Origin of the sequence: Caballeronia sp. INML3B, from assembly GCF_023631305.1 — a bacterium.
GTDB lineage: Bacteria > Pseudomonadota > Gammaproteobacteria > Burkholderiales > Burkholderiaceae > Caballeronia > Caballeronia turbans.
In genome coordinates this window covers 1-1,030 of the sequence record NZ_JALQDI010000011.1, presented here as the reverse complement: position 1 = coordinate 1,030, position 1,030 = coordinate 1, and the positions used below count along the sequence as shown (strand labels likewise).

The following is a 1,030-nucleotide window of genomic DNA, read 5'->3' as shown; positions in this document are numbered from 1 at the left end:
CGCGATGCGAAGAAGGGCCTGGCGTCGCTGTGCATCGGCGGCGGCATGGGTGTGGCGCTGGCGGTGGAACGTCTGTAGGTCACTGGCAAGATCGGGAAGGGCCAGCGGGCGGAAAGGAGATCGCCGTCCGCATAACGAAAATGGAGTGAGGAATGACGAAGCGCATAGCGTATGTAACCGGCGGGATGGGCGGCATCGGTACCAGCATTTGCCAGCGTCTGCACAAGGATGGCTTCACGGTCGTCGCGGGCTGCGGCCCGAATTCGCCGCGCCGGGTGAAATGGCTGGAAGACCAGAAGGCGCTTGGCTTCGACTTCATCGCCTCGGAAGGCAACGTCGGCGACTGGGAATCGACCAAGAACGCGTTCGACAAGGTCAAGGCCGAAGTCGGCGAGGTCGATATTCTCGTGAACAATGCGGGCATCACGCGCGACGTCGTGTTCCGCAAGATGACGCATGAAGACTGGACCGCGGTCATCGACACGAACCTCACGAGCCTCTTCAATGTGACGAAGCAGGTCATCGACGGCATGGTCGAGCGCGGCTTCGGCCGCATCATCAACATTTCGTCGGTGAACGGCCAGAAGGGGCAATTCGGCCAGACGAACTACTCGACCGCCAAGGCCGGCATTCACGGTTTCACGATGGCGCTCGCGCAGGAAGTGGCGACCAAGGGCGTGACGGTCAACACGGTGTCGCCGGGCTATATCGGCACGGACATGGTGAAGTCGATTCGCCCTGAAGTGCTGGAGAAGATCGTCGCGACGATTCCGGTGCGGCGTCTCGGCACACCTGACGAAATCGGCTCGATCGTCGCGTGGCTCGCGTCCGACGAATCCGGTTTCGCGACCGGCGCGGACTTCTCGCTGAACGGCGGCTTGCACATGGGCTGACGGGCGGGGGGGGGGGGGGGGGGGGGGGGGGGGGGGGGGGGGGGGCGCCGCCCGCGGGGGGGGGGGTTGTTTTTTTTTAATAATAACGCGCCTGTGTTCGATTTATTTTTAATTACCCCACCACAAAACACCCCCCA

Annotated in this window: 1 protein-coding gene; it reads left to right on the top strand. The window is 62.7% G+C overall.

Annotation, left to right across the window (positions count from 1 at the left end; all coding sequences use genetic code 11):
- Positions 1-152: 152 nt before the first annotated feature.
- Entirely contained in the window at positions 153-893 is a 741-nt protein-coding gene (locus NCS58_RS08230) for a 3-ketoacyl-ACP reductase (protein WP_061121944.1), read from the top strand.
- Positions 894-1,030 lie beyond the last annotated feature (137 nt).

Coding starts and splice junctions, on each gene's coding strand:
- NCS58_RS08230 (WP_061121944.1), top strand. CDS start 153: ATGACGAAGCGCATAGCGTATGTAACCGGCGGGATGGGCGGCATCGGT.